14 protein-coding genes are annotated in these 21,167 nt (G+C 58.7%); 8 read left to right on the forward strand and 6 right to left on the reverse strand.

Features of this window, described 5'->3' with window-relative positions:
* Nucleotides 1–16 precede the first annotated feature (16 nt).
* The 6 genes from WCS52_08010 to WCS52_08035 form a co-directional block, all read right to left on the reverse strand.
* A complete protein-coding gene (locus WCS52_08010) occupies nt 17–748 on the reverse strand; it encodes a response regulator (protein ID MEI6167124.1) in 732 nt (243 codons plus the stop codon).
* The gene (locus WCS52_08015; GenBank protein ID MEI6167125.1) at nt 745–3,429 is read right to left on the reverse strand and encodes a sensor histidine kinase KdpD; all 2,685 of its coding nucleotides are present in this window, start codon (nt 3,427–3,429) and stop codon (nt 745–747) included. The genes WCS52_08010 and WCS52_08015 overlap by 4 nt, the downstream gene beginning before the upstream one ends.
* A 165-nt stretch (nt 3,430–3,594) precedes the next feature.
* Complete coding sequence (gene kdpC, locus WCS52_08020; GenBank protein ID MEI6167126.1) at nt 3,595–4,155, reverse strand: potassium-transporting ATPase subunit KdpC; 561 nt, start codon at nt 4,153–4,155, stop codon at nt 3,595–3,597.
* A 13-nt stretch (nt 4,156–4,168) separates the two neighbouring features.
* Nucleotides 4,169–6,247 carry a potassium-transporting ATPase subunit KdpB gene (kdpB, locus tag WCS52_08025; protein ID MEI6167127.1) on the reverse strand — a complete coding sequence of 693 codons (2,079 nt, stop codon included), beginning with the start codon at nt 6,245–6,247 and terminating at the stop codon, nt 4,169–4,171.
* Between the two features lie 13 nt (nt 6,248–6,260).
* Nucleotides 6,261–7,955, reverse strand: coding sequence for a potassium-transporting ATPase subunit KdpA (gene kdpA / locus WCS52_08030; GenBank protein ID MEI6167128.1), 1,695 nt, complete (start codon nt 7,953–7,955; stop codon nt 6,261–6,263).
* A 110-nt stretch (nt 7,956–8,065) separates the two neighbouring features.
* On the reverse strand, nt 8,066–8,623 hold the full coding sequence (locus tag WCS52_08035) for an NUDIX hydrolase (protein ID MEI6167129.1): 558 nt from the start codon (nt 8,621–8,623) through the stop codon (nt 8,066–8,068).
* 254 nt (nt 8,624–8,877) lie between these two features.
* Here WCS52_08035 and WCS52_08040 point away from each other — a divergent pair, with 254 nt between their 5' ends.
* The 8 genes from WCS52_08040 (at nt 8,878) to WCS52_08075 (ending at nt 21,131) form a co-directional block, all read left to right on the forward strand.
* The gene (locus tag WCS52_08040; GenBank protein MEI6167130.1) at nt 8,878–11,094 is read left to right on the forward strand and encodes a hypothetical protein; all 2,217 of its coding nucleotides are present in this window, start codon (nt 8,878–8,880) and stop codon (nt 11,092–11,094) included.
* A 115-nt stretch (nt 11,095–11,209) separates the two neighbouring features.
* Nucleotides 11,210–12,370 carry an acyl-CoA dehydrogenase family protein gene (locus tag WCS52_08045; GenBank protein MEI6167131.1) on the forward strand — a complete coding sequence of 387 codons (1,161 nt, stop codon included), beginning with the start codon at nt 11,210–11,212 and terminating at the stop codon, nt 12,368–12,370.
* Between the two features lie 73 nt (nt 12,371–12,443).
* Nucleotides 12,444–13,490 (forward strand): HAD family hydrolase, encoded by a 1,047-nt coding sequence (locus tag WCS52_08050; GenBank protein MEI6167132.1) that lies wholly within the window; start codon nt 12,444–12,446, stop codon nt 13,488–13,490.
* A 110-nt stretch (nt 13,491–13,600) separates the two neighbouring features.
* Nucleotides 13,601–14,404: a pyrroline-5-carboxylate reductase gene (gene proC, locus WCS52_08055; protein ID MEI6167133.1), complete on the forward strand. Its 804-nt coding sequence runs from the start codon at nt 13,601–13,603 to the stop codon at nt 14,402–14,404.
* Nucleotides 14,405–14,430: 26 nt separating this feature from the next.
* Nucleotides 14,431–16,119: a DNA topoisomerase VI subunit B gene (locus tag WCS52_08060; GenBank protein MEI6167134.1), complete on the forward strand. Its 1,689-nt coding sequence runs from the start codon at nt 14,431–14,433 to the stop codon at nt 16,117–16,119.
* Between the two features lie 61 nt (nt 16,120–16,180).
* On the forward strand, nt 16,181–17,281 hold the full coding sequence (locus tag WCS52_08065) for a DNA topoisomerase IV subunit A (GenBank protein MEI6167135.1): 1,101 nt from the start codon (nt 16,181–16,183) through the stop codon (nt 17,279–17,281).
* A gap of 196 nt (nt 17,282–17,477) precedes the next feature.
* Nucleotides 17,478–18,395 (forward strand): ribosome small subunit-dependent GTPase A, encoded by a 918-nt coding sequence (gene rsgA, locus WCS52_08070; GenBank protein MEI6167136.1) that lies wholly within the window; start codon nt 17,478–17,480, stop codon nt 18,393–18,395.
* A 6-nt stretch (nt 18,396–18,401) separates the two neighbouring features.
* Complete coding sequence (locus WCS52_08075) at nt 18,402–21,131, forward strand: DEAD/DEAH box helicase (protein MEI6167137.1); 2,730 nt, start codon at nt 18,402–18,404, stop codon at nt 21,129–21,131.
* Nucleotides 21,132–21,167 lie beyond the last annotated feature (36 nt).

Consider the following 21,167-nt stretch of genomic DNA (forward strand, 5'->3'; position numbering starts at 1 on the left):
TTTGTGGTTCTGTACTTCACTCAGACGTCGGAGAATGAGGCGACTTTGTTATTGTCTGCTCCATCAACCGGTACCCGATTCCAGGTTCGGTTTGAATCAGTTTGGAGGATTCCAATGTAGTCTCGATTTTCTTCCGGAGATGGTTCATGTAAACGCGCAGGTATTGGGATTGCTCTTCCGCTTGGGGTCCCCACACGTCCCGTAATAACTGCCGGTGGGTAACCACCTTTCCATGATTCAGCGCCAGAATCCGGAGCAGGGCATATTCAGTGGCCGTAAGGTGGATCTCTACCCCCTTTTTCGTGACCCGACGGGTGTTGAAATCCACCTGAAGAAACCCTGTCTGGTAAATGGATTCGGCGGGTCCGGTTGAAGAATGCCGGCGTATGGCGCGCAGTCGGGCGGCAAGTTCGGCCGCATAAAACGGCTTGGTGAGATAATCGTCCGCCCCGGCATCAAGTGCTGCCACTTTCTGTTCAAGTTCCTGGCGGACGGACAATACCAGAACCGGGGTTTTGCTCCATTCGCGCAAACGCCTCAGGACTTCTAATCCGTCCATGTCGGGCAGGCCGAGGTCGAGGATGATGACGTCAGGGCGGCGATACACTGCGGCAGTCAATCCCTCCTGTCCCGTCTCGGCCTCGAATACCCGGTATTCTTCTGCCTCCAGGGCAAGTTTCAGGAACCGCCGAATCTGAACTTCGTCGTCAATGATCAAAGCGACAGGTTGGGAGGCAGCGTCAGTCATATACTTTCCGGTATTCTCTTCATTTCAACGGGAATCCGCAAGGTGAAGGTGGCGCCCCGATCAGGATTGTTTACGGCGGACACCGTTCCCTGAAGTGCGTTCATCAGGCCCTTGACAATGGACAAGCCCAGTCCGATTCCACCGGACGGCGCTTGAGGGCCCCGGAAGAATTTCTCAAAAACACGGGTTTCTCCGCCCGGCGGGAGGCCGGGCCCCTGATCGGATACCCTGAGCACGAGATGGGACTCATCGACCTGTGCCGAAATCGTGATTTCAGAGCCAGGTTCAGTATATAAGGCTGCATTAGCGGTAAGATTTGCCAGGGATTGCTCGACAAATCCGGAATCCACTTTGACGGAGGGAAAGTCACTGGGAATCAGGACATGTACCTGGTGCCGGGACAACAGGTCACCCACCTGTTGTTGTGCGGATGAGATAATCTCGTCCACGTCACACCAGGCCGGTGCAAGGGTGTAGCGTCCGGACTCAATCCGGGTCATGCTGATCAGGTTATCCACGATGCGTCCCAGTCGCCGGGAGGCGGTCTCGATTTCTTTAAGAAAGGGTTGCGCCCCTTTTGCTTCCTTGATCAGGTCAAAGACCAACCCCAATTCCCCGGTGGCGGCCTGAATGACGGCAAGTGGCGTCTTGATCTCGTGAGAGACGCAATCGAAGAGTGTTTTGTAGAGTTTTTCTGATTCCTCCGCCAATTGGGTACGGCCGGCCTCCTGAATGAGCCAGTACCGCTCGATCATCACGGCGATCTGGTCTGCAAAAGTTTCCAGTAATTCGCGTTCATCAAGGAGCAGGGGTTTACGATCCGGGAAATGAAGGGCAAGGACGCCCACCTTATTGTTCGCCGTTTTCAAAGGAAGATGCAGGCAATCGGACTCAGGCAAGGTGTCTGTATGCCGTCCCGCTGGTTCGCGATGTTCCAGGGACCACAAGGCCACACCCCGTTCTTTCTCGGTTAGGGTCCACATTCCGGCGGGATGTTGAGTCTGACTCAATCGCCCATCCTGTCCGACCAGTAGTACGGCACATTGGGTTCCTGAAACATTTTGAATCTCCTGGATGGCCCGGCGAAGTCCCTCCTCCAGAGTGGTGCTTTCAGCGACCCCTTGAGCCAGCCGGTATAACGCGGCCGTACGTTGTTCGCGCTTCCGTTCGGACCATTCCCGGAGGCGGAGGCGGGCGGTCAGGTTTCCGATGACCAGGGCGACAATGAAGTACATGACAAACATGAGGATATCATGGACCTGATTGATGTGCAGGGTGAAGACGGGCGGGATGAACAGGAAATCCCATAACAAGGCGCTGGCGGCGGCGGTAATCAGGATGGCCCGTCGTTGCAGTTGGGTGGCCAGGAGGATGATGAGGAACAGGTAAACGAGCGCGATGGCCCAATAGCCGGTGACATCGCGAATCAGCCAGCAGATGGCGGTAACAAGGGCGATCGAAACGGTTCCCAGCGTGATGTCGTGCGACCAGGGGGTGAAGTCAAATGGCTTCCCCGGGGGAGTGAGGTGGGGACCCTGAGATTGACCGGTTTGGACCACACACACATCAAGGTCGCCGCTTTCCCGGATCAGGCGGTCCACCAGCGATCCTCCCTTGAAAAATTCGCGCAAGGGTGAGTCGAGCGTCTTTCCGATCACTAGTTGGGTGACGCGCTCTTCCCTGGCGACCCGTAGCAGGGTTTTCACCAGATCGTCGCCGGTCGTGGCCACCACCTGCGCCCCGAGTTGACGGGCAAGTGAAAGGGTTTTCGCCAGGCGGGCAGTTTCCTCTTCAGAGAGGGGGAGTAATGATTCGACATAGACGGCAACCCATTGGGCGCCCATGACCGACACCGCACGACGTGTCCAGCGGATGAGTTCCGCGGAATATGGGCTTGGCCCGATGGCCACCATCAGTTTGGCGTTGGTTTTCCACGCGCCGGTGATCTGCCGGGTGGTCATGACATCCCGGAGTTCCTGGTTGACATGTTCTGCGGTAGCGCGAAGGGCAAGTTCCCTCAATGCCGTAAGATTCTCCTCCTTGAAAAAATTAGATGCGGCGGTCTGCGCCATGGTGCCCAGGTAGACCTTTCCCTCCGCCAGGCGCTCGCGAAGGGAGTCCGGGGTCAGATCCACCAGTTGAATGTCGGTGGCCTGATCCAAAACCGTGTCCGGCACCGTTTCCCGGATGGTCACCCCGGTGATTTGGCGGACGAGATCCACCCGGCTTTCGATGTGCTGGATGTTCAGGGTTGAATACACATCAATCCCTGCATCCAGCAGTTCCAGGACATCCTGATAGCGTTTGGGATGGCGACTGGTGGGAGCATTGGAATGGGCTAATTCATCGACCAACGCGAGGGTGGGATGGCGTTGAAGGAGGGCGTCCAGATCCATTTCAGGGAGGGTTGCGCCCCGGTACTCCACCAACCGGAGGGGAATGGCCGGGAGCCCCTCCAGGAGGGCTTGGGTCTCGGTGCGCCGATGCGTCTCCACCACCGCGACCACCAAATCAGTACCCTCGGATTTCCGTTGATGGGCCATTTTCAGCATGGCGTAGGTTTTCCCCACGCCGGCACACATGCCGAGGAAGACGGTCAACCGCCCGCGCCGGTGCCGGTCATCCTCCTGTTTGATGGCGGCGAGAAGGACGTCTGGATTGGGCCTGGATGGATCCTGCATATGATGGCCCCCTTATGGCGCACTCACCTCGCGGTCCCTGTTGAAACGATCATAATCGCTACCCTCCTGAATGGCTAATGGATGAACGTTATACGAATTGGTGCCATCACCAAGATAGTTCCAAACAGGACCTAAAGCCAACTCATTGTTTGGTGACGATTTCAATTATTGATCCAGGGACAGGTTGAGCAGCAAAACATTTACCCGGGGCTCGCCCAGAAACCCGTACCGGGGTAATTCGGTGAACTGAACGACGTGGGACTCCAGTACAGATACGGGCAGGTTCCGGGCACTGGCTACCCGATGAACCTGAAGGAAAGCCGCCTCGGGGCTGATGTGAGGATCGACCCCGCTGCCGGACTGGAACACCATATCGGCAGGAACAGGAGCATCTGCTGGCAGGGCATGCGCGCTCCGGAAGGCTTTAAGCCGGGCCGCTACATTCGACTGGAGTACCTGGCTCGTAGGGCCCAGATTACTGGCGCCGGATGGCAAGGTTCCAAAGTCCGATGCAGAAGGACGGGGCCAGAAATAGCGCCCGGATTCGAATTTCTGTGATAGCAAGGCGCTGCCCACGATCTGACCGCCCCGGCTCAGGAGGCTGCCGTTTGCCTGGGCGCGGAAAAACGTCTGGGCGATTCCTGTGACCAGCAGCGGAAAGGCCAGACCGGTCAGCACGGTGAATATGAGTGTCAGTCTTAATGATTGAATAATGAGCTTGGTCATGGGGTAAGTCCTTTCATGAAACAAAATGAATCGCAACGAGAAGCCGATCGATCAGTTTGATGCCGATGAACGGCGCCACGATCCCGCCAAGTCCATAGATCAGCATATTCTTCCGGAGGATGGCGGCGGCGCCGATCGCCTCGTACTTGACGCCGCGCAAGGCTAACGGAATCAAGGCCACAATGATCAGGGCGTTGAACATGATGGCACTCAGAATGGCGCTTTCAGGGGAATGCAGATGCATGATATTCAGCTTTTCGAGAGGGCCGTGACCGCCAGGATGTGCGGCATAGAGCAGGCCGAACATGGCTGGCAGAATGGCGAAATATTTGGCGACGTCATTCGCGATGCTGAAGGTGGTCAGGGCCCCACGGGTCATAAGGAGTTGTTTGCCGATTTCAACCACCTCAATCAGTTTGGTCGGGTTACTATCCAGATCCACCATGTTCCCGGCTTCACGCGCCGCTTGGGTGCCGGTGTTCATGGCCACCCCGACGTCAGCCTGTGCAAGGGCCGGGGCATCATTGGTGCCGTCACCGATCATGGCGATCAGGCGGCCATCGGACTGCTCCTGGCGGATGCGCTGTAATTTATCCTCGGGTTTGGCCTGTGCAATGAAATCGTCCACCCCGGCCTCGGCGGCAATGGCGGCGGCGGTCAAGGGGTTATCTCCGGTGATCATGATGGTCCGTACGCCCATCTTCCGGAGCTGGGCAAATCGTTCACGGATGCCTCCTTTGACGATGTCCTTGAGCCGGATCACTCCCAGTATGCGGTTGCCGTCAGCAACCACCAGTGGCGTGCCGCCCGAGCGGGCAATATCGGTCACCGTATCCTCCACGGCTTTCGGGTAGAGTCCGCCCTGAACCTCGACAAACTGTTTCACGGCTTCGGCGGCCCCTTTGCGGATTTGGCGGGGATGGCCGGATAACGTGTCAGGAAAGTCCATGCCACTCATGCGGGTTTGTGCGCTGAAGGGGACGAAGTGGCCATGCGCCTCGGTTAACTCCCGTCCCCTCATTCCATATTGTTCCTTGACCAGGATGGCAATGGATCGGCCTTCCGGAGTCTCGTCGGCCAGTGAGGCGTAATGAGCGGCATCAGCCAGTTCTCCGGGCCGGACGCCGGGTGCAGGGACCAGTTCCGTGGCCATGCGGTTGCCCAGTGTGATCGTCCCCGTCTTGTCGAGAAGCAATACATCCACGTCGCCTGCCGCTTCCACTGCCCGTCCGCTGGTCGCCAGGACATTACGACGCATGAGCCGGTCGATGCCGGCAATTCCGATGGCGCTGAGCAACCCGCCAATGGTGGTGGGGATCAGGCAGACGATCAGGGCCATCAAGACCGGCAATGACGTCAGAACCACGCCGGACTGGCCGGCCGCGCGTTCATTGAAGGCCGCGAAGGTTGGCAGTGTCAGGACGACCAGAATGAACAGGACGGTCAGGCTTATCAGGACGATATTGAGTGCGATTTCATTCGGGGTCTTCTGCCGGCGCGCTCCTTCAATCATAGAGATCATCCGGTCCAGGAAGGAATGGCCCGGTTCCGCCGTGACCCGTACCACAATGCGGTCACTGATGACCCGCGTACCTCCGGTAACGGCGCTACGGTCACCGCCGCTCTCCCGGATGACTGGCGCGGATTCACCGGTAATGGCCGATTCATCCACCGTAGCAATCCCCTCCACAATCTCGCCGTCGGCAGGGATGACATCCCCCGCCTCGCAGACAAAGAATTCACCTATTTTCAATTCATTGGCGGGCACCGCGTTTTCGGTGTCATGGTCGATGCGACGGGCCAGCGTCGTCGTTCTCATTTTGCGTAACGCGTCGGCATGTGCCTTGCCGCGCCCCTCGGCTAGGGCTTCGGCGAAGTTGGCAAACAGGCAGGTGAACCAGAGCCAGAGGGCGAGCTGGAGGTTGAACCCCGAGAACTGGTGGAGCAAGAACACGGTGGACAGGATGGAGCCGATCCAGACGACCAACATCACAGGGTTCTTGATCTCCTCACGGGGATGCAGTTTCAGGCAGGCACCAATCATGGCGAGGCGGACCAGTTCCGGATATTTGATTTCAATTTTCGCGCTCATCGTGCTGACTCCTTTAGAATACCCGCCCGGACATCATCAATCCATGCTCGACCATCGGCCCGAGGCAGAGGGCCGGGAAAAAGGTCAACGCCCCGACGATCACGATGATGCCCAGCAGAACCAGAGTGAACGTCAGGCCGTTGGTTGGAAATGTTCCCGGCGAGGCGGGAACGGTCTTCTTCGCAACCAGGCTCCCTGCGATGGCTAGCACGGCAAAGATGCATCCGAACCTGCCCAGGAACATGGCCGCTCCGAGCGTGAGGTTGTAGAATACGGTGTTGCCACTCAGGCCGGCGAAGGCACTGCCGTTGTTGGCCGAGCAGGATGAGTAGGCATAGAGGATTTCACTGAGGCCATGCGGTCCCGAATTAGCCGGACCCGCCAGTCCTGCCGACACGCTGGCCGCAAGGGCTGAACCCAGGAGAATCAGGATGTTGGGCAGAAGGATGGCTGCAGCCGCCCAGGCGGCTTCCCAGGCCTGGATTTTCTTGCCCAGGTATTCCGGTGTGCGTCCCACCATCAGTCCGGCAATGAACACGGCGATGAGCACATGCATCAGCATGCCATAGAGTCCGGCGCCGACACCGCCAAAGGCGATGCCTCCCAGCATCATATTCCAGAGCGGCATCAGGCCCGCGAGCGGCATGAAGCTGTCGTGCATGGAGTTCACGGCACCACAGGAGGTGCCGGTGGTGGCGGCGGCAAAGAGAACGCTGTTCATGACCCCGAATCGCAATTCCTTGCCTTCCAACTGAGGTAAGAGGTTGGCCGTAACAGGATTAGGCTGCGACTCCGCCCACCATGCTACTGTGAAAGATCCTGCCAGCAGGATTAACATGACGCTGAAAAGGCACCAGGCATGACGTTTGTCGCCGATCATCAGCCCGAAGGTGAAGACCAGGGATGCGGACACGATCAGAAGACCGTAGACCTCGATGAAATTTGCCAGCGGAGTGGGATTCTCGAGCGGATGGGCGCTGTTCTGCCCGAAAAAACCGCCGCCATTGGTGCCGAGTTGTTTGATGGCAATCTGGGAGGCGGCCGGGCCGAGCGGAATGACTTGTCGGGAGCCTTCCAGGGTTTGAGCCTCGGCATACCGGGACAGGGTTTGGGGGACTCCTTGGCTGACTAGGACGACGGCTATGCAAAGGGCGATGGGAAGAAGAACGTAAAGGGTGCTGCGGGTCAGATCCACCCAGAAATTGCCGAGCGACTGTGCGGAGGCACGGCGTAAGCCGCGAGTGAGTGCCAGCAATATGGCAATGCCGGTGGCTGCGCTCAAAAAGTTATGCACGGTAAGGCCGGCCATCTGAGTCAAATAGCTCAGAGTGGCTTCGCCCGAGTAGGCCTGCCAGTTCGTGTTGGTGATGAAGCTGATGGCGGTGTTCAAGGCCAGATCCCAGGGTACATTACCCATTTTCATGGGATTCAAAGGGAGCCAGGCCTGAGTCATCATCAGGATCAAGAGCGAGAGAAGGCCGATCAGGTTGAAAACCAATACTGTCCGGAAATACTGTTTCCAGGACATGTCCTCATCCGGATGGACCCCCCCAAGCCGGTAGATCATTTTTTCAAGGGGCATCAGGAGCTTGGAAAGGAATGTGGACTCCCCCGCCAGGACCCGTGCCAGGTACTGCCCGAGCAACGGCGCCAATCCGACCAGTAAACTGAAGAACACGGCAAGTTCAATAAGATGATGTGGTTGCATCACCCTATGCTGAAGCAATGCGCTGATAGAGTGTTAATCAAATAGCGGCGGAAAGATGTAAAAATTATATAAAAATGGAGATCATTATCAACGCATGGCGGCCAGACGCCTCACTCAAACGACCGGGCGGCCGGGGGATGGGTATGCCGGCGGGTAAAGAGGAGCCAGGCGGCGAGGGTTTTGGCATCATCGATCAGGCCGCCGTCCACCATGGCCTCAAATTCCTCCCGGGTCAGGTATTCCACCGTGATCCGTTCATCCAGGTCGCCATTCGGGATTTCGGCGGTTTCCGAAAGTTCCGCAAAGAACAGGTGGATCAATTCATCCACATAACCCGGGGAGGGGTAGAGGCCGCCCAGGGAGTGGAGCGCGATTACGTCATGCCCGGTTTCCTCCTTGATCTCGCGCGCGGCACAATCCTCGGGGCGTTCCTGAAGTTCCTTCCGGCCGGCAATCACTTCCAGGACCTCCCGCTCAATGGGTTTGCGGAACTGCCTCACAAAGACAAACCGGCCATCAGGCACCCGGGCGACGGCGGCAATGGCGCCGGGATGGCGGACGATTTCCCGGTAGGCGCGATGGCCGGGTTCAAGTTCAACCTGGAGGGTTTCCACCGAAATCATGCGGCCGGTGAAGACCGGCGTAATCGATATGGTTTTTTCATTCATAACGTGCTGACAACCTCTTGCGTGGAATCGTTCGAACTCATGCGCTTGATAAGAGAATTTGAACAGAAGTCGCGAAGAACGCAAAGAAAAGAATTATTTCTACCGCCGGAGGCGAAACAACATTCCCGCTTTGCGCACTCAGTCTTATCGATACTAACGCGCTTGACGGCGTCGGGTCCGCAGTTTTAGAGTGAGCCTGAAAAGGTAGTTCAACTACGAAACACGCGAAAGACGCGAAAATAATATACTGATTTATGAAGCATCCTGAACCTTTTCAGATGCTTTTAAACTGGCAAGTCGGCTGGACGTCCGATCCTGACCAAATTCCTGCGCGGTTTGTTCCTGCCACCGTACCCGGGGCTGTACAACTCGACTGGGCTGCGGCGGAAGGCTGGCCCCCGTATTGGAAAGCGGAGAATTTCCTGGCCTACGGCTGGATGGAAGACGTTCACTGGATTTATCAGGCAAGGCTCAAGCGGCCGGCGCTTACTGCGGCACAACGCCTCGTTCTGGTCTGCGGCGGGGTGGATTATGCCTGCACCGTGCGGGTGGCCGGAGAGATCGTCCATGCGCAGGAAGGGATGTTTTCGCCCTTCACCGTTGACCTCACCGGCGCACAGGAGGGGGCGCTCATCGAAATCAAGGTCGCCCCGGCCCCGAAGATTCTTGTGCCGGCCGAGGAGGACTCCGACCGGGGGCGGAAAGAAGCACGGCAGTCCTGCAAACCGGCGGTCGCCTATGGGTGGGATTTTCATCCCCGCCTGATTCCGCTGGGCATCTGGGAGGACACTTATCTTGAAGTCCGCAGCGCGACGGCCTGGATCGACCAGGTTGAGGTCACCTATGAGCTTGCTTCGGATTTTTCATCCGCTGACCTGCGCCTCGTGACAGACGGCTCCGCCCGGCACGTCCGCTGGACCCTGCTCAACCCTGAAAGGCAGGCGGTCGCCACCCGTGAGGGCGCGCCGGATACATTGGCGATCCACGTGGACAACCCCGCCCTCTGGTGGCCGAACACCGAGGGGACTCCGGCTCTATACACCAGTACGGTGGAGACGTTGGACGAGGCCGGTCGTGTGTTGCAGGTCTGCACCCAAAATGTCGGTTTGCGCCGGATCCGTCTCATCATGGCTCCAGGCCAGTTTGGGCGTACCGGGTATCCGGCCACCCAACCCCCGGTGCCGATCACCTTTGAAGTCAACGGACGTGCTATCTTTGCCCGTGGCGCCAACTGGGTGTGTCCGGAAATTTTCCCCGGGACGCTCACGGCGGAACGCACCCGCGAGCAATTGGCGCTCTTTGCTGGAGCCAACCTCAATCTGCTCCGCTCCTGGGGTGGGGCGATTGTGAACAAGACCGCCTTTTTCGAGCAATGCGACGCGCTGGGAATCATGGTGTGGCAGGAGTTTCCGCTGGCCTGTAACCGCTATGACGGGACTCCGGCCTACCTCCGTGTGCTGGATCAGGAGTCGCGTGCGATTCTCCTTCGTCGGCGCCGTCATGCCTGCATCGCCATGTGGTGTGGTGGTAACGAGTTGTTCAATGGGTGGTCCGGGATGACCATGCAGGACCTTGCCCTGCGGTTATTGGATCGCAATTGTTACGATCTAGACCCCAGCCGCCCCTACCTGCATACCTCCCCTATGCAAGGCATTCGCCATGGCAACTACCAGTTCCGGATGGGCATGCACCCCGAAGCCCAGACGGTGTTTGATCTCTATCCCGCCAGCGAGGCCACGGCTTACATGGAGTTTGGTGTGCCGGGCCCGGCCGACGTGGCCAGTTTGGAAAAATGCCTGCCTGCCAATGAACTCTGGCCGGTGGGACCCACCCCCTCCTGGATCGCCCACCATGCGTTCGGGGCTTGGCCCACAAGCACATCCCATGCGTGGCTTTATCCTGAGGTGAGTGATCACTTTTTCGGCCCCTCGCACAGCTTGAAGCAACTAGTGGACCGCCTTCAACTCCTTCAAGCGGAAGGCTATAAGGCGATTTATGAGGAAGGGCGTCGGCAAAAGCCCGTCTGCAGTGCGCTCGCCTGCTGGGTTTTCAATGAACCCTGGCCGGCCGCCGCCAACAATTCCCTGATTACCTGGCCGAATGAGCCCAAGCCCGCCTACCATGCCGTTGCGGCCGCAAACCGGCCGGTGATGGCCAGCGCCCGCATTCCCCGCTTCGATTGGGTCCGCGGCGAAAAATTTTCCGCCACGCTGTTCCTCCTCAATGATTCCCCGCAGGCCATACTGCCGCTCAAGTTCAGCGTCAGGCTGGAGGCGGGCGGTCAGACCCTCGCCCTGGGACCCTGGTCGTGCCCCGGCACCGCCGCGAACACCCACTGCCCCGGTCCGGAAATCACCGGCACGGTCCCGGACTGGACGGGAGAAACCTTTGCTCTCTGCATCGACGTGGCCGGACACCCCGCTTGGTCATCGCGCTACACGTTGGCATTCAAATCTGTGATGGGCGCCTGACCGCAGTGTGGCAAAGGATTTCCTTGCTCCTTTCCCTGCTGTTTTCTATAGTCCCGCATGTTTGTGCTGGCAAACGCTGGTAACGATTGACTGTAACTTATTGGGAGCGAATAACATGGATTATGGTTTAACTGAAGCGCAGGTGATGATTCGGGACCTTTGTCGGCAAGTGGCTCAGGAAAAGATCAAGCCGATTCGCGAACATTATGATGAAGCCAATGAATTTCCTCATGAAATCGTAAAGGTGTTTGCCGATGCGGACCTGTGCGGGGTCTATATCAGCGAGGAATACGGCGGCATGGGCGGCGGGATCATGGATCTGGCCGTGACGGTGGAAGAGCTCTCCAAGGTGTGTTCCGGCATTGCCTTGGCATTGGCCGCGACGGCGCTTGGCACCTTCCCGATCATCCTGTTCGGTACCCCTGACCAGAAGAAGGCCTATCTGCCCCGTATTGCGTCAGGCAAATCACTGGCGGCCTTCGGCTTGACCGAGGCGAACGCCGGCTCGGATGCCGGCGGCATCACCACCACCGCGGTGCTGGATGGCGACCACTATGTGCTGAACGGCACCAAGCAGTGGATCACCAACGGCGGTGAAGCTGAAATCTATACCGTGGTGGCGATGACCAACAAGGCCAAGGGCGCCCGTGGGGCCTCGGCGTTTATCGTGGAGAAAGGCACCCCCGGTTTCACCTTCGGTAAGAAGGAGAACAAGATGGGGATTCGCGCGAGCGCGACCCGCGAACTGGTGTTCCAGGATTGCCGCATTCCCAAGGCGAACCTGTTGGGCAAAGAAGGCATGGGCTTCATTGTGGCCATGAAGACGCTGGACAGCTCCCGTCCCGGTGTTGCCGCCCAGGCGCTCGGTATTGCTGCCGGCGCGCTGGATGAAGCGGTCGCCTACAGCCGTCAACGCCGTCAGTTCGGCAAGCCGATCGGCTCATTCCAGGGGGTTCAGTTCATGCTGGCGGATATGGCCACGCAGGTGGAAGCTGCCCGCGCCCTGATTTATGCCGCCGCCCGCTACATTGACAGCGGCGCCAAGGACATCAGCAAGGTCTCGGCCATGTGCAAGCTGTTTGCGTCCGATACCGCAATGAAGGTGACCACCGATGCCGTGCAGATCCTGGGTGGATACGGCTACATGAAGGAATATCCCGTTGAGAAGATGATGCGTGACGCGAAGATCACGCAGATCTACGAAGGCACCAATCAGATCCAGCGCGAAGTGATCGCCTTGAACCTGATCAAGGAATCCGCCGCGGCAAAGAAATGAGTCGTTTAAGAGCAAGGTCTTGAGTGACGGGCCGGCACGCTGAAGAGCAGGCCGGCCCGTTTTTTTTAGTCGTATGAGCCCTTCAGTCAATATGCTCCGGCAGATCCGGATGTTCGTCACCGATGCCGATGGCACCCTGATGGGGCATCGCCGGGAGTTTGACCAATACCGCTCGTTACGTAACCGGATTGCCGAGCTCCGCACGAGCTATGGGGTCATCTGGGTGGTCTGCACGGGACGCAGTCTGAGCGGCTATAAGCATATTTTCAGGCCCATGCGCATCTTTGGCATCTCGCCGGATTTCGTGATCGTCAATCATGCCTATATCTTTGAATGCAAAAAATGGGGGTTTCTGCCGCATTGGATCTGGAACCTGCGGATCCTCTGGCTTGAGTGGCGGGATGAACTCATTGTCCGGCGGGCGCTGCCGAAAATCCGGAAGGCCGTCCTGTCCCAGAATCCGTTTGCCCGGGTGATGGTGTCCAACCGGCAACGGTTGACTTTCCGGTTTGATGACGACAGTGCTGCCTCATTCGGGGCCGAGGTGCTCCGCGCAGAAGTCAAACCCTACCGGTATCTCCAGATGTTTCAGTCGGCCGGGGAGATCAGTGTGCGCGTGATCCCGTTTACCAAGGGACTGGCCGTAACGGAACTGGCCCGGCATCTGGGGATCGCCAACGCCCAGATTCTGGTGGTCGGTGATGGCCATAACGACATCAGTATGATGGAAATCGATCCGCCGTGTTTCACCGCCTGCCCGGCCAATGCGGCCCCTGAAGTGGTGGAGACGGTCCACCGGACCCATGGACATATTGCCTCAGAACGGAATCTGGACGGGGTGATGGAGGTGTTGAGGGCGTATGAACGGGGGGAGCTCAATGATCAGCTCCCTGCGGATTGGGAAGCGTCCGAGGTTCCCTCGTCGACACGACCTCGTTCACGTGGAATAAGCGGAGTGATGGGAACCACGATTTTGCTAGCACTGATTCTGTATACGACCCTGCTGGTCGTGGCCACCTTTATCCACTTTCCGGGGAGAGGCCTGATTTTGAAGCCTTATGACATCGCGGTGCAGGCTATTTACAAAGGGTGGCACTACTTTGACGGACAGAGGTTTTGACAGAGCAAAACCCTCCATTGAGGGAGAATATGTATGCCGGAAAGGTGGAGGGTTTTGCTCTGTCAAAACCTTTCATAACGGTGAGCGACAGAGGCCGGGAGAGAGGATCTATGTATAAAATCGGATTTATCGGGGCGGGTAAAATGGCGGAGGCCATGCTCGCCGGCTTGATTGCGAACCGGTTCGCCAGTCCGGGAGAAATCGTGATTTCGGATATCAGCGGCGACCGACTGACCTTTCTGGGCCGTGAATACGGAGTCAGAACGACGACCTCCAATGCCGAGGTGGTGACATTGGCACCGGTCTGTGTGTTGGCGGTGAAGCCGCAACAACTGGGCGAGGTGTTGAGCGACCTGGTCACCATCGTTACGGGAAAACATTTGCTGGTCTCCATTGCCGCCGGTAAAACCACCCTGTATATGGAGTCGCTGCTGCCCGCCGGGCGGGTGGTGCGGGTGATGCCGAACATCGCCTGTCTGGTCGGGGCCGGCATGAATGTGTTTACCCGGGGAAGTCGTGCCACCGCAGAGGATGGCGCGCTAGTGGCCAACCTGTTGGGCTGCTGCGGCCGGGCGCTGGATGTTCCTGAATCCCTTTTTGATGCCGTGACGGCGCTGAGCGGCTCAGGTCCGGCCTTCTTTGCCTATCTGCTGGACCGTCTCGTGGATGGCGCGGTCAAGGAGGGCCTGCCCCGGGAGCAGGCCTTGATTCTCGCGGCCCAGACCATGGCCGGGACGGCGCAGTTACTATTGCAGAAGCAGATGACCCCTTCTGATCTCGCCACGGCCGTGACCTCCGCCAAGGGGACCACGGCGGCGGGGCGTGAGATATTGGAAAATCCGGTGACCGCGCACACCCTTGAGGGCACCATTCAGGCGGCCGCCCGGCGCAGTCGCGAACTCGGGCGAACGTGAGTTGATCGTATTTTGGAGGCATTCCGATGGCAAAGACTCCTGCACCCAAGGCAACGGCTGAAACCATGTCGCGTCAACAGCGCGAGATTTCAGTATCTGAATTTTTCCTGAAGAACCGGCACCTGCTCGGGTTTGACAGTCCGCGCAAGGCGTTGCTGACCGCCGTCAAGGAAGCGGTCGATAATTCGTTGGACGCCTGTGAAGAGGCGGGCATCCTGCCGGAAATCAGTGTCGAAATCACCCAGTCCGGTGGAAAGCGGTTCCGGATGGAGGTAACGGATAACGGGCCGGGAGTCATGCGGCAGCAAGTGCCCCGGATCTTCGCCAAGCTGTTGTATGGTTCCAAATTCCACCGGTTGCGGATGTCCCGCGGCCAGCAGGGCATCGGGATCAGCGCGGCGGGAATGTACGGGCAGTTGACGACGGGAAAAGCAACCCGGATCCTCTCCAAACTGCCGCGGGCCAAGCAGGCCCATCACATTGAGGTCCAGATTGATACCCGGAAAAACACCCCCTCGATTCTCAAGGATGTCGAGCTGGACTGGCTGCCCGCCTTCCCGCGTGCGGGGGCCGAAGGCGCCCCGGCGGGGATGGAAGCCCATCAGCATGGGACCTCCGTGATGATTGAGATGGAGGCGCAATATTTCAGGGGCAAACTTTCGGTGGATGAGTTTCTGCGGCAGTGCCTGATCTCCAATCCGCATCTCCAACTGCATTACCGCATCAACCTGATGAATAAGGAGGGGGAAGCCGGCGAGGAGACGGCGGCCCCGCTGGTCGAGGGGCAGTGGATTTCATGGCTGAGACTGGCGGATAAATTGCCCACGCCCCCCGTCGAGATCAAGCCGCATCCCCATGGCGTTGAGCTGGGGATGCTGATGCAGATGTTGCGCGACACCGAATCGCATACCCTCCGCAGTGCGCTGTCCGAGGATTTTTCGCGGGTCAGCAGTCAGACGGCGCTGGACATCTGTACGCGGGCCGGGTTGGACCCCAAAGCCAATCCGCGCCGGATCGCCAACCGGGAGGTGGAGACCCTGTTCAAGGCGGTGAATGAGACGAAACTGATGCGCCCGCCGACGGACTGCCTGTCACCGATTGGCGAGGAGTTGATCAAGGGGGGGCTGGCCAAGGAGATCCAGGCGGAATTTATCACTGCCGTCACCCGCGATCCCACGGTGTACCGGGGAAATCCCTTTCAGGTGGAAGTGGGCATGGCCTTTGCCAAGCCGGGGGAGAACGAGGGGCTCAGCGCCGATGATCCCGTGCGGCTGCTCCGGTTTGCCAACCGGGTGCCCCTGCTGTACATGGGTGGCGCTTGCGCCATTACCAAGGCCATTACGGCCGTGAACTGGAAAAGTTACGGGTTGCCTCAACCCCGCGGCTCACTGCCTATCGGCCCGGCCGTGATGATGGTGCATATTGCCAGTGTATGGGTGCCCTTCACGAGCGAGAGCAAGGAGGCCATCGCCCATTATCCTGAAATCATCCGCGAGATTACGTTCTGCATGCAGGAATGCGGGCGGCGCCTTTCGGTGCATCTCAGCCGGCGCAACCGGGAGCATGAGGCCGAACGGAAGCGCTCCTACATTGTGAAGTACATTCCGCATCTGGCCCTGGGATTGAAGGATATTCTCGATCTGCCGGACAAGGATGAGGCGCGGGTGGTCAAGACCCTGCAGACCATGTTGGAACGTTCCCATTTGGAAACCTGACGAGGCAATTATGGCAAAGAAGACAACCAAAAAAACCACAGGGACAGGTGAGGCGGCGCTCATGATTTCCCGCCAGGGCGTAGCCGACAAAATCCTTTCCGTTGGCCGTGATGTCTACAATGACATCATCAAAAAAATGAAGAAGCCCTCGATGAAGTTTCCCATCCGGTCGCTGGCCAACGTCAAGTATGACCCGAAAGCGGGCTACTTCGAGATCCGGGGCAAGACGGCGACGCGCACCCTCAGCTACAATACCGTCAAGGCCTTTGCCCAGACCATGCGGCTGCTGGCTACGACCAAGAAAGACCTGCTCGACAAGAACGACATCGCCGGGAAACGTGAGATCTACTACAACAGCAAGAGCTGGGGTGAATGCCGGTTTGAGGCCCAGCCCGAGAGTGATACGCTGTTGGATGACATGGAAGCCATGCTCGGGGTCAATCGTGAGCAGATCGGCTACATTCCCGAGGAGCGGGGCGGTGATGTGACGGGGCCGTTGATCGTGATTGACCAGAATCCCGTCACCGGCGAAGTGGTGAAGATCAACTGCGCCAAACTGGGCTCCGGGGCCTGGAGCATTCCGTCGCGGGTGGAGCATCTGAAATTCGAGTCCGATGCCAAGTTCATTTTGGTGATTGAAACCTCCTCCCTCTTTCAGCGTCTGGTGCATCACCGCTATTATGAAACGGCCAAGTGTGTGCTCATTTCCATGAGCGGCGTGCCCACCCGGGCCTGCCGGCGGTTTATCCGGCGCCTGGCTGACGACCGCAAGCTGCCGGTGTTGGTGTTTACCGACGGGGACCCCTATGGGTATTGCAACATCTACCGGACCCTGAAGGTGGGGTCCGGGCAGGCCGCCCACATCAACAAGTTCTTCTGTGTGCCCCAGGCGCATTACCTGGGGGTCACCCCGCAGGACATCCTGGACTTCGGTTTGCAGGATGCCACTCATCCGCTGGAAGAAGTGGATATCAAGCGGGCGAAGGATGCCCTGAAGAACGATCCCTTCATCAAGCACCACAAGGAGTGGCAGGATACGCTCAACCAGATGCTGAAGATGGGGGTACGTGTGGAACAGCAGGCCTTTGCCAAGCACGGGTTGAACTACGTACTGGATACCTATCTGCCGGAGAAGTTGAAACGCGGTAAATTTCTGCCTTAAGCCCTCAGGAATTTGACAGAATGAACAAAATACACAAAATATTTTTATAGGTCGAAACCAGGAATCTTTCTCCATTTTGAACATTCTGTAAATTTTGTCTAAAATCCTGATGTTGCTTTAAATCAAGACGGGGCTAATCGGGGTGACAGGGAATACCTCTGGCGTTGGGAAACCCGCCAGACTATAATGCACGTACATGATGTCTCAAACCAGTTCCGCGCTCAAAGGGCGCATCGTGGCGGCCTACGGGCGCCAGTATGAGGTCCGGATCGACGAAACCGGACCGGGCGCCAGCCGCCTCCTGATGTGTTCCCCGCGCGGCAAGAAGAGCCTGTATGCCTGCGGGGACGAAGTGGAGGTGGAGGCTTCGAGTGATACCCAGGGCGTCATCAATGTCCTCTGTCCCCGGCGCAGTCTCCTGTACCGGGCGGATCTTTTTAAGGAGAAACTGATTGCGGCCAACGTCACGCAGGTGGTGATTGTGGCGGCGACGGAACCGGGGTTCAGTGACGAACTCCTGATGCGTTGCCTGTGTGCGGTGGAATCCCAGAACCTGACCGGTCTGATCGTGCTGAACAAGTGCGATCTCGTCACCCACCTTCCACGTGGCCGTGAGTTGCTTGCCCCTTTTGCGCGGCTGGGCCATCCGGTACTGGAGGTCAGCGCTCAAGATGGGCTGCTTAACACGTTAAGCAGTCATTTATCCGGTCATATTTCGATCCTGGTCGGTCAGTCGGGGATGGGCAAGACGACGCTGCTGAATGCCCTGGTGCCCGAGGCGGGGGGCAAGACGGGCATCGTGTCCGAAGCGCTTAACAGCGGCAAACACACCACGACCCATGCCCGCTGGTATGACCTGCCGGGCGGGGGGGCGCTGATCGACAGTCCCGGCCTGCAGGCGTTTGGCCTCACGCACCTGACGCGTGAACAGATTGAGGACGGGTTCCGGGAGTTGCGGCCGCTCCAGGGCCAGTGCCGGTTCCGGGACTGCCAGCATAACCGCGAGCCCAATTGTGCCTTCCGGGCCGCCCTCGCGTCCGGCGAAATCGATGCCCGCCGCTTTGAGGTGTTGCAGACCCTGCTGGCCGAACACCGGAAAAAGCCGAAGTTCTGAGGGGCCATGACTGCACCGCCTGAGTATCCGACCCTTGCGCTGAATCCACACGGCCACCTCACGTGGAGTATCCATGATGGGGACCTATGGCCGGTCGAGGTGGCTGCGGATCGTGTGGCGTCTGCATTTTCCGGCGGGGTAACCGCTGGACTTCTGCATCTGGCCTCCCGTGAATTGGAGACGCAGTTGCCTGCGGTTCCCGCCTTCTGGCGGAAGTTCGCCCGACTCTATCTCACCCGGTTCTGCCACAGGCCGGAAACAGAGGGGTTAGACCGGTTGACGGCGCTTCCATCTGAGTCTGAGTTGACGGCGTTAGTGGATCAAGCTCCACCAATGGTAGGAGGCGAATATCTGTCGGTAGAGGTGCTCAAGGCGCTCTGGCTGGTTCTGGATGAGGGAACGCGGCTTGAGGCGGGGCGTCGTGCCGGGGGCGTGGAAGCCTATTTAAAGGGGCTGAGCCCCCTCTGGCGGATGGTAGGGCGGGTCTGTTTTCACCTGGCTGAAAACCCCAAGAACGCCGTATTCCCGTTCGCGTTTCTAGCAACGTATTCCAGTGGGGTTTCGGCAGGGGGGCAGATTCAGCATCGGCCCCTTGGGCAGGCACTCCGCGAACAGGCCGATCAAGGCAATCAGGATGCGCTGTTGAAGCTGTTGACGCCCGTCTATCGCTCTGCCGAGAAAAGCAAGTGGGTGAAGAATCTGGTGGAGAGTGGAAGCCTTTTCAAGCCACTGGCCTGGCATCCGGAGCAGGCGTTTCAGTTTCTTAAAGAGATTCCGCTTTTTGAAGAAAACGGGGTAGTGGTCCGTATGCCGGACCGGTGGGGCGGCAACCGACCGGCCCGGCCCGTGGTGAGTGTCCGGGTTGGGGAAAAGCGCAAGGGTGGCCTCGGGCGGGATGCCCTGTTGGATTTCAGTGTGGAGGCGACGCTAGGGGGCGATCCCCTGACCCCGGAAGAATGGAAAGCCCTGATGGAGGCCTCCAGTGGGCTGGTGATGATCCGGGGCCGGTGGGTGGAGGCTGACGCAGAGAAGTTGAGTGAAACGTTGGCGCAATGGAAAAAGGCCGAGAAGGTAGCGGCGGGCGGCGTCTCCTTTGGCGATGCCTTGCGGATGCTATCGGGCGTTGAGGGCGGGGCGGCCTCCGGTCAGGATGAGGCGCCCGAGTCCCAGCCTTGGCTGGGGCTACAGGCGGGAGCCTGGCTGGATGAGACCTTGGCCAACCTTCGTGATCCCACGCGTCTGGGACACGCGAAAATCCCGCACGGGTTGGAACATGTCCTGCGGCCCTATCAGCAGACCGGGGTGGAATGGCTGAAGTTTATGAACACGCTGGGCTTGGGAGCCTGCCTAGCCGATGATATGGGATTGGGTAAAACGATCCAGGTTCTGGGCTTGCTGGCAGCCCGGAAACATGAGGGGCGTCCCAACTCCGCGAAATCCAGTATCCTGGTGGCGCCAGCTTCGCTCATGGCGAATTGGCAGGCTGAAATCAAACGGTTTGCGCCGTCCCTCAACGCACGCATTCTCCACCCCTCGGATATGCCTCCCGATGAGTGGCGGCGGGTTCAGAAGGATGTGGCGTCGGCGATTAAGGGTTGCGATCTGGTGGTGACGACCTATGGGATGGTGGCGCGCTGGGAGGAGTTGCGCCAACAGGAGTGGGATCTGGCGGTGCTGGATGAGGCGCAGGCGGTCAAGAATCCGGCCGCACGCCAGACCAAGGCGGTGAAAGAGCTCCGCGCCTCGCATCGGATTGCCCTCACCGGAACCCCTGTCGAAAATCGGTTGGGAGACCTGTGGTCTCTTTTTGATTATCTCAATCCGGGCCTTTTGGGCTCCGCCAAGCGGTTTAGTGACTACCTCAAGGCGAGTTCCGGAAGTAGCGGGGGGCTGGGTGCCTTACGGACCTTGGTGCGCCCCTATATCCTGCGCCGGCTCAAGACCGACAAGCGGATTATTGCGGATCTCCCGGACAAGACGGAGGTCAAGGCCTATTGCCCGTTGTCACGAAAACAGGCGGCCCTCTACGAGCAATCGGTGCGGGAAATGAAGGCGAAGCTCGAGGAAGTCGACGGGATCGCCCGCCGCGGTCTGGTGCTGGGCTACATCATGCGGTTCAAGCAGATTTGTAATCACCCGTCGCATTGGCTGCGCGATCAGACGTACGCTCACGACGAGAGCGGTAAATTCCTGCGTTTGCGTGAACTGGTCTCCGAGATTGCGCTGCGGCAGGAAAAGGTGCTGGTGTTTACTCAATTCCAGGAGATGACGCAGCCGTTGGCGGCGTGTCTGGCCGAGGTATTCAGGCGACCGGGCCTGATTCTCCACGGGGCGGTGCCCGTCAAAGACCGGCGTCGGTTGGTCGAGACCTTTCAGGCCGAGGAGGGGCCGCCCTTTTTTGTCCTGACCACCAAGGCCGGCGGGACGGGGTTGAACCTGACGGCGGCCTCGCACGTCATTCATTTTGACCGTTGGTGGAACCCGGCCGTTGAGAATCAGGCCACCGACCGCGCCTTTCGGATTGGCCAGAAGCGGAACGTGCTGGTACATAAATTCGTGTGCCGGGGCACGTTCGAGGAAAAGATCGACGCCATGCTTGAAGAAAAAGCCGCGCTGGCGCGCGACGTGGTGGATGGGGAGGGCGGTGAGGTCAGGTTGACTGAAATGAGCAACGACGAACTGATAAAATTTGTCTCGCTCGATATTGATCGCGCGGGAAGAGAAGACTTCAACTAATTGAGGAAATGAGAGAAATCCGTAAAACAGTTTTTT

The sequence above is a fragment of the bacterium genome, from assembly GCA_037128595.1.
Taxonomy (GTDB): domain Bacteria; phylum Verrucomicrobiota; class Kiritimatiellia; order CAIKKV01; family CAITUY01; genus JAABPW01.

Coding starts and splice junctions, on each gene's coding strand:
- WCS52_08010 (MEI6167124.1), bottom strand. CDS start 748: ATGACTGACGCTGCCTCCCAACCTGTCGCTTTGATCATTGACGACGAA.
- WCS52_08015 (MEI6167125.1), bottom strand. CDS start 3,429: ATGCAGGATCCATCCAGGCCCAATCCAGACGTCCTTCTCGCCGCCATC.
- kdpC (MEI6167126.1), bottom strand. CDS start 4,155: ATGACCAAGCTCATTATTCAATCATTAAGACTGACACTCATATTCACC.
- kdpB (MEI6167127.1), bottom strand. CDS start 6,247: ATGAGCGCGAAAATTGAAATCAAATATCCGGAACTGGTCCGCCTCGCC.
- kdpA (MEI6167128.1), bottom strand. CDS start 7,955: ATGCAACCACATCATCTTATTGAACTTGCCGTGTTCTTCAGTTTACTG.
- WCS52_08035 (MEI6167129.1), bottom strand. CDS start 8,623: ATGAATGAAAAAACCATATCGATTACGCCGGTCTTCACCGGCCGCATG.
- WCS52_08040 (MEI6167130.1), top strand. CDS start 8,878: ATGAAGCATCCTGAACCTTTTCAGATGCTTTTAAACTGGCAAGTCGGC.
- WCS52_08045 (MEI6167131.1), top strand. CDS start 11,210: ATGGATTATGGTTTAACTGAAGCGCAGGTGATGATTCGGGACCTTTGT.
- WCS52_08050 (MEI6167132.1), top strand. CDS start 12,444: ATGAGCCCTTCAGTCAATATGCTCCGGCAGATCCGGATGTTCGTCACC.
- proC (MEI6167133.1), top strand. CDS start 13,601: ATGTATAAAATCGGATTTATCGGGGCGGGTAAAATGGCGGAGGCCATG.
- WCS52_08060 (MEI6167134.1), top strand. CDS start 14,431: ATGGCAAAGACTCCTGCACCCAAGGCAACGGCTGAAACCATGTCGCGT.
- WCS52_08065 (MEI6167135.1), top strand. CDS start 16,181: ATGATTTCCCGCCAGGGCGTAGCCGACAAAATCCTTTCCGTTGGCCGT.
- rsgA (MEI6167136.1), top strand. CDS start 17,478: ATGATGTCTCAAACCAGTTCCGCGCTCAAAGGGCGCATCGTGGCGGCC.
- WCS52_08075 (MEI6167137.1), top strand. CDS start 18,402: ATGACTGCACCGCCTGAGTATCCGACCCTTGCGCTGAATCCACACGGC.